This window comes from Amycolatopsis sp. SID8362 (genome assembly GCF_010550475.1).
Classification (GTDB): domain Bacteria; phylum Actinomycetota; class Actinomycetes; order Mycobacteriales; family Pseudonocardiaceae; genus Amycolatopsis; species Amycolatopsis eburnea.
On the sequence record NZ_JAAGNB010000739.1, the window covers coordinates 1 to 6,506 of the forward strand.

Consider the following 6,506-nt stretch of genomic DNA (forward strand, 5'->3'; position numbering starts at 1 on the left):
GGCTTCGGCGGCCGCGACGGACGGTTCCGGGCCGGGTGCGGCTTCGGCGACCGGGGTTTCGGCGGCGAGGGCGGGTGCGGGCCGCTGATCGGCGTGGGTGGGCGGTGCGGCCGAGGTGGGGAGTTCCGGCTCGGGTGCGGCTCCGGTGGGCGATGCAGCCGCGGTGGGCGCGGCGGAAGCGGCCGGGGTTTCGGCGGCGAGGGCGGGTGCGGGCCGCTGACCGGCTTGGGTGGATGGTGCAGCCGAGGTGGGCTCGGCAGGCGCGGACGGAGGTTCAAGCTTGGGACCGGCGGTGGCCGGTGCGGTGTCGGCGGGTGATTCCGCTGCGATGGGCTCGGCCGGTGCGGCTTCGGCAGGCGCGGCGGCTGCGGCGGGAGGTTCCGCCGTAGTGGGCTTGGCGAGTGCGGTTTCGGCGCCCGCGGCAGATTCCGGCTCGGCTTCGGCGATGGCGGGAGCTTCCGGCTCCGGCTCCCGAGCCACCACGGGCTCCACCGGAACCGGGGTCTCGGTCCGCCAGCCGGCTCCGCCCGAAGACGCACCCGAGCCCGGAGAACTCGCCTGGGCCGGGACCACCGGGACGCTGTCCCAAAGGGACTCCGGCGGCGAGTCGTCCGTGAACCGGCTGAAACCCTCGCCCACGAGGATGTCGTCGGAGAACTCCGGGGCGTCCGGGGCCAGGCCGCGGATCAGGGCGCGTACCTGGTCGACCGAGCGGGGGCGGTGGGCGGTGGCCAGGGAGACCGTCGCCGCCAGCATCGTGGTCGGGGTGGGGTGGAGGACGCGGACCGGGCCGGCCAGGTCGCGGGCCGGCTGGTCGACCGTCTCCACGTACGGGCCCACCGCGATGATCGTGCCCACCGGGGCCGTGCCGGGGACCAACGCGGCGATCTTCCGCTCGCACGCCTGGGAGACGTCCAGCGCCTCCGTGGCCGGGTTGACCGCGTCGTCGTCGGCGACCAGGGGCCACCCGTCCGCGACCCACGACGCTCCGAGCGGGGCTTCCAGGCGCAGGGCGGGGTCGGGCAGGTCCACGCCGATGACGATGATCACGCCGTGCGGGAGGAGGACCACTGCCTCGATCGGGCGGTCCGTCACCGAGCCGACGCCGATCAGGGCGATGCCGCCGATCACGGTGCTGCCGCGGCCCAGGGACGCCAGTGCCGCCCGGATGTCGTCGGCCACCCGGGACTGCTGCCGCTCCAGGCGCACCAGTCGCACCGAAAACCCCTCCCTGCTCGTCGTTCCGGGTCATCACGCTAGCGCGCGTGGCCGTATCCATCGTGCGACACGGGGACGACGCGGCCGCGTGCCCTCCGAAAGTGGTGCCCCGGGTGACTTGTGGTGTTCATGTGGCCAAACAGCACGGTTGGGGTGCAGAATGTGCTACAACGCATCGGAGGCGGCATTCGGGAGCCGCACTGAAGCCGTTCCGCAGCTCGAATCAGGGCGTAGGGGAAGACGTCCCTCGTCGAGCAACAAGCGGAGGTAGCAGTGAGCACCCGTGGCAGCACCCGAGGTGTGGTGTACGTCCACTCGTCGCCGTCTGCGGTGTGTCCGCACGTCGAGTGGGCTATTTCGGGCACCCTGGGTGCCCGCGTTGACCTGAAGTGGACGGCGCAGCCGGCCAGTCCGGGTCAGCTTCGCGCCGAATGCGGTTGGCGCGCGCCCGCGGGCACCGGCGCCAAACTGGCGTCCGCCCTCAAGGCGTGGCCGATGATCCGGTTCGAAGTCACCGAAGAGCCCAGCGCGGGCGTCGACGGCGAGCGGTACTGCTTCGCGCCCGGCCTCGGCCTGTGGCACGGCCGGACCAGCGCCAACGGCGACATCGTGGTGGGTGAAGACCAGCTGCGCGCGCTCGTCGCCATGACCCGCGGGGGTGAATCCCTCGCGCACAAGCTCGACGAACTCCTCGCCGCGAGCTGGGACGAGGCGCTCGAGCCCTTCCGCCACGCCGGCGACGGCGCCCCGGTGACCTGGCTGCACCAGGTCGGCTAGCCGCGGGACGGGGGCCGGTACGCTCACGGCGTGACCACCCCCGCCCCCAGCTCTCGCCAGCGCTGGCTGGTGCCCGTCGTGGTCGTGGTGCTGTCCGTGACCGTCGGGGCCGGCCTGCTCGCGCGTGAGCTCTACCGGCGGCCCGACCAGCCCGCCGACGACACCTCCGCCGCCGTCTCGACGCCGTCGACGTCGGGCAGCGGCGAGCCGGCCGCCGCGGACGCCGTGCGGATGACCGACGACGCGCGCGCCCACCCGCAGGCCGAGGCCGTCCGCAGGGTCATCGAGACGTACTTCTCGGCCATCAACAACAAGCAGTACCAGCAGTGGACGAGCGTGGTCAGCGCACAGCGGGTGGCCGAGCAGTCACTCACCACGTGGAAGAACGGCGTCCGCACCACAAAGGACAGAGACGCCGTCGTCTACCGGATCGAACGCGGCTCCGGCTCGTCGCTGCGGGTCCTGGTCGGGTTCACCAGCGTGCAGAACCCCGAGGACGCCCCGCCGTTCTTCCAGGAGCCGTGCATCAAGTGGCGGCTCGTGCTGCCGATGGTCGTCGAGCAGGCCGCGCTGAAGATCGATTCGGTCGACAAGGGCCCGCCGCCCGAACACGAAAAATGCTGACGAAAAAGGGGCCCGGCCGAAGCCGGGCCCCTTTTTTCGCGTCCGTCAGGCCGCGGGGGTGAACAGCAGGGCGGTGTTGTGGCCGCCGAAGCCGAACGAGTTGCTGATCGCCGCGGTCAGCTCGACCTTGCGCGGCTCACCCGAAACGACGTCCAGCTGCACCCGCGGGTCCAGGTCGGTCAGGTTCATCGTGGCCGGCACGATGCCGTGGTAGAGCGACAGGATCGTGATGATCCCCTCGACCGCGCCGGCACCGCCGACGAGGTGGCCGAGCGCGCCCTTCGGCGCCGTCACGACCGGGTGTTCCCCGACCGCGTTGCGGATCGCCGCCGCCTCGCCGATGTCACCGACCACAGTGGACGTCGCGTGGGCGTTCACGTGCCCGACGTCCGCCGCGGTGACGCCGGCCATCTTCATCGCCGCGCGCATGGCGGCGATCTGGCCGATGCCCTCGGGGTGGTTGCCGGTGATGTGGTAGGCGTCCGAGGTGATGCCGTGCCCGGCGATCGTCGCGTAGACGCGCGCCCCGCGGGCCTTCGCCAGGTCCGCGCGCTCCAGGATGACCACGCCCGAGCCCTCGCCGAGGACGAAGCCGTCCCGGTTGGCGTCGAACGGCCGCGAAGCCGCGCCCGGGTCGTCGTTGCGCGTGGACACCGTGCGGGCCTGGGCGAACCCGGCCAGCGTGATCGGGTGGATGCACGCCTCGGCACCGCCCGCGACCACGACGTCGGCGCGGCCGGAGCGGATCATCTCGACCCCGCTCGCGATGCCTTCGGCTCCCGAAGCGCAGGCCGAAGCCGGCGAATGCACGCCGGCCCGCGCCTTCAGGTCGATGCCGACGTGCGCGGCCGGGCCGTTCGGCATCAGCATCGGCACGGTCAGCGGCGACACCTTGCGGAGACCCTGCTGGTGCAACAGGTCGTTCTGGGTGAGCAGGGTGACCGGGCCGCCGACGCCGGTGCCGATCGACACGCCGAGGCGGTCGGGGTCGACGTCGGTGTGCTCGTCAGTCGGCTCCGTGTACCCGGCGTCGGCCCACGCCTGGCGGGCGGCGATCAGCGCGACCTGCTCGCAGCGGTCGAGCCGGCGGGCCTGCACCCGCGGGAGGACCTCCGAGGGATCGACGGCCAGCTGGCCGCCGATCTTCACCGGCAGCTGCAGCTCCTCGACCCAGTCGGCCTCGATCGCCCGGACCCCGCTCCGCCCGGCCAGCAGACCGTCCCAGGTGGACGTGACGTCCCCGCCGAGCGGTGTGGTGGCGCCGAGACCGGTGATCACGACGTCGATGTTGCTCATTTGAGTCTCCTCAAGGAGGGAAGAGGACTTACTTGGAGTTGGCCGAAACGTAGTTCACGGCGTCGCCCACGGTCTTGAGGTTGGCGAGCTCGTCGTCCGGGATCTTGACGCCGAACTTGTCCTCGGCCTGCACGGCGATCTCGACCATCGACAGCGAGTCGATGTCCAGGTCGTCCACGAACGACTTCTCGGCGGTGACGTCGTCCTGAGCCACACCGGCCACCTCTTCGACGATCTCGGCGAGGCCGGCGAGGATCTCAGCGTTGTCAGCCATGGGGTTGTTCCCTTCTCGGTCTTTCTGGGGTCTGTATTCCCTCGGGCGAGCGCCCGCGGGGAGCGTAACGGTGATCAGGGGCAGACGAACGCCTGCCCGGCGTAGGACAGGCCCGCGCCGAACCCGACCGCCAGCACCACGTCGCCGGACTTCGCCGTCCCGGCCTTGCGCATGTGGTCCAGCGCGAGGGGGATGGACGCCGACGAGGTGTTGCCGGAGTACTTGATGTCGTCCGCGACGACCATGTCCTCGCGGGCGCCGTTGGCCCGCAGCTTCTTCGCGATCGCCTCGACGATGCGCAGGTTGGCCTGGTGCGGGATCAGCACGTCCACATCGGACGGCTTCAGCCCGGCGACCTCCAGCGCCTGCATCGCGATCGGCGCGATCTTCGTGGTCGCCCACCGGAAGACCGACTGGCCCTCCTGGTAGATGAACTCGTCTTCGGTCATCCCGATCAGGTCGACGAGGTCGCCGGCGCTGCCCCAGGAAACCGGGCCGATCTGCGGTTCGTCGGCCGGGCCGACGACCGCGGCGCCCGCGCCGTCGGCGAAGATGATCGCGTTCGCGCGGTCGGTCGGGTTCACCGAATCGGTGAGTTTTTCGGCGCCGATCACGAGGACCTTCTTGGCCGAGCCGCCGCGGATCAGGTCGGAGGCGACACCCAGGCCGTAGCAGAACCCGGCGCACGCGGCGTTGAGGTCGAACGCGCCGGGGCTCGGGATGCCGATCCGGGCGGCGACCTGGGCGGCCGCGTTCGGGATCGGGGTCGGCATCGTGCAGTTCGGCAGGATCACCGTGTCCACTTCGGACGGATCGACCCCGGCGTCGGCCAGCGCGGCGGTGCCGGCGGCGACGGCCATGTCGGTCAGCAGCTCACCCTTGTCGGCGAACCGCCGCTCGATGATGCCGACGCGCGTGCGGATCCACTCGTCGTTGGTGTCCATGATCTTCGAGAGGTCGTCGTTGGTGACGATCCGCTCGGGCTGGTAGCTGCCGACACCCAGCACGCGGCTGCCGCGGGAGCCCGGGTTGAGGCTCAGGGCCGGTCGGTCGGTCACGAGGCGTCCTCCTGGCGCAGCGCGGCCAGCTCGGCCGGCGACTTCAGCGCGGTGGTAGTGGTGACGACGCCCTTGAGCTGCCGCTTGACCAGGCCGGTCAGGGTGCCCGCGGGCGCGAGTTCGACGGTGCGGGTGACGCCGAGCGAGACCAGGCCGTCCATCGTCAGGTCCCAGCGGACCGGCCGGGTGACCTGCGAGACCAGGCGTTCCAGGTACTCGGCCCCGCTGGTGACGACGGTGCCGTCCGCGTTGGACAGCAGCGGCCGGGTGGGGTCGGCCGGGGTCAGCTCGGCGGCGTGGGCGCGCAACGCCTCTTCGGCGGGCGCCATGTACTGCGTGTGGAACGCGCCAGCCACCTTGAGGGCGCGGATCTTCGTGCCTTCCAGGGGTTCGGCGACGATCTTCGCGACGGCGTCGGCGGCGCCGGAGGCGACGATCTGCCCCGCTCCGTTGCGGTTCGCGGCGGTCAGGCCGTGTTCTTCCAGCCACGCGACGACCTGCTCGGGGTCCCCGAGCATGACCGCGGCCATCGACATCGGTTCGAGCGCGCAGGCCTTGGCCATCTCGGCCCCGCGGACGGCGGCGAGCGCGACGGCGTCCGCGGGCTTCAGCACCCCGGCGATCGCGGCCGCGGCGAGCTCGCCGACGGAGTGGCCGGCGACCGGCGCGTCCGCGGCGACCGGGGCGACGGCCTGCAGGTGCTCGAAGGTGAGCAGCGAGAGGGCGACGATCAGGGGCTGCGCGACCGCGGTGTCCTGGATCTCTTCCGCGTCCGCCTCGGTGCCGAGGCGGAGCAGGTCGAGCCCGGCGCGGTCGGACCACTGCGCGACGCGCTCGCGCGCGCCGTCGAGGTCGAGCCAGGGCGTGAACATGCCGGGGGCCTGGGACCCCTGACCGGGAGCGAGGACTGCTGCTGTCACCCTCCAAGACAACACCGCGACGGTGCTTTCCCGGGATGCCGACGCTCACAGTGTCTACGCGGCGTCTTTGTCGGAACCCTCCAAAGACGCGCCGGAGAAGCTCGCGCGTAACCCGGATGCCTTGTCGGGTTCAATCACCTTTCGCTGTTAAGTCCATCACGTGACGCGGCCCTCATCGACCCACATCGGCGACGTCGTGGCGGGCTGCGATGTAGTGAATGACTCATTCATGTCGTCCGACGACATGAATGAGTCATTCACTACGTCTCGGGTCAGGGTTGCGGCACAGTCGCCGGGGGCCGACCGCCCTCGGTCTGAACCCCGCCGGCGCGGGCCGTG

At 71.5% G+C, this 6,506-nt stretch carries 7 protein-coding genes; 2 read left to right on the forward strand and 5 right to left on the reverse strand.

The genetic code is table 11. From position 1 onward, the window contains the following. On the reverse strand, window positions 1–1,218 hold a 1,218-nt coding region (locus G3I65_RS23180; RefSeq protein WP_309235641.1), incomplete at its 3' end, for a hypothetical protein. A 273-nt stretch (window positions 1,219–1,491) separates the two neighbouring features. On the opposite strand from G3I65_RS23180, the gene G3I65_RS23185 reads away from it, so the two are divergent. Both G3I65_RS23185 and G3I65_RS23190 read left to right on the forward strand, forming a co-directional pair. After that, complete coding sequence (locus tag G3I65_RS23185) at window positions 1,492–1,995, forward strand: DUF3145 domain-containing protein (RefSeq protein ID WP_125306203.1); 504 nt, start codon at window positions 1,492–1,494, stop codon at window positions 1,993–1,995. A gap of 30 nt (window positions 1,996–2,025) precedes the next feature. Then, entirely contained in the window at window positions 2,026–2,619 is a 594-nt protein-coding gene (locus tag G3I65_RS23190; protein WP_160697979.1) for a hypothetical protein, read from the forward strand. A gap of 45 nt (window positions 2,620–2,664) precedes the next feature. Here G3I65_RS23190 and G3I65_RS23195 read toward each other — a convergent pair whose 3' ends face one another. From G3I65_RS23195 to G3I65_RS23210, 4 genes are all read right to left on the reverse strand, one after another. Then, entirely contained in the window at window positions 2,665–3,915 is a 1,251-nt protein-coding gene (locus G3I65_RS23195) for a beta-ketoacyl synthase (protein ID WP_160697980.1), read from the reverse strand. A gap of 28 nt (window positions 3,916–3,943) precedes the next feature. Continuing rightward, window positions 3,944–4,189 carry an acyl carrier protein gene (locus G3I65_RS23200; RefSeq protein WP_004559006.1) on the reverse strand — a complete coding sequence of 82 codons (246 nt, stop codon included), beginning with the start codon at window positions 4,187–4,189 and terminating at the stop codon, window positions 3,944–3,946. A gap of 74 nt (window positions 4,190–4,263) precedes the next feature. Continuing rightward, the gene (locus G3I65_RS23205; RefSeq protein ID WP_160697981.1) at window positions 4,264–5,247 is read right to left on the reverse strand and encodes a beta-ketoacyl-ACP synthase III; all 984 of its coding nucleotides are present in this window, start codon (window positions 5,245–5,247) and stop codon (window positions 4,264–4,266) included. After that, window positions 5,244–6,167: an ACP S-malonyltransferase gene (locus tag G3I65_RS23210; RefSeq protein WP_309235646.1), complete on the reverse strand. Its 924-nt coding sequence runs from the start codon at window positions 6,165–6,167 to the stop codon at window positions 5,244–5,246. Before G3I65_RS23210 ends, G3I65_RS23205 begins: the two co-directional genes overlap by 4 nt. Between the last annotated feature and the right edge of the window lie 339 nt (window positions 6,168–6,506).

Coding starts and splice junctions, on each gene's coding strand:
- G3I65_RS23195 (WP_160697980.1), bottom strand. CDS start 3,915: ATGAGCAACATCGACGTCGTGATCACCGGTCTCGGCGCCACCACACCG.
- G3I65_RS23200 (WP_004559006.1), bottom strand. CDS start 4,189: ATGGCTGACAACGCTGAGATCCTCGCCGGCCTCGCCGAGATCGTCGAA.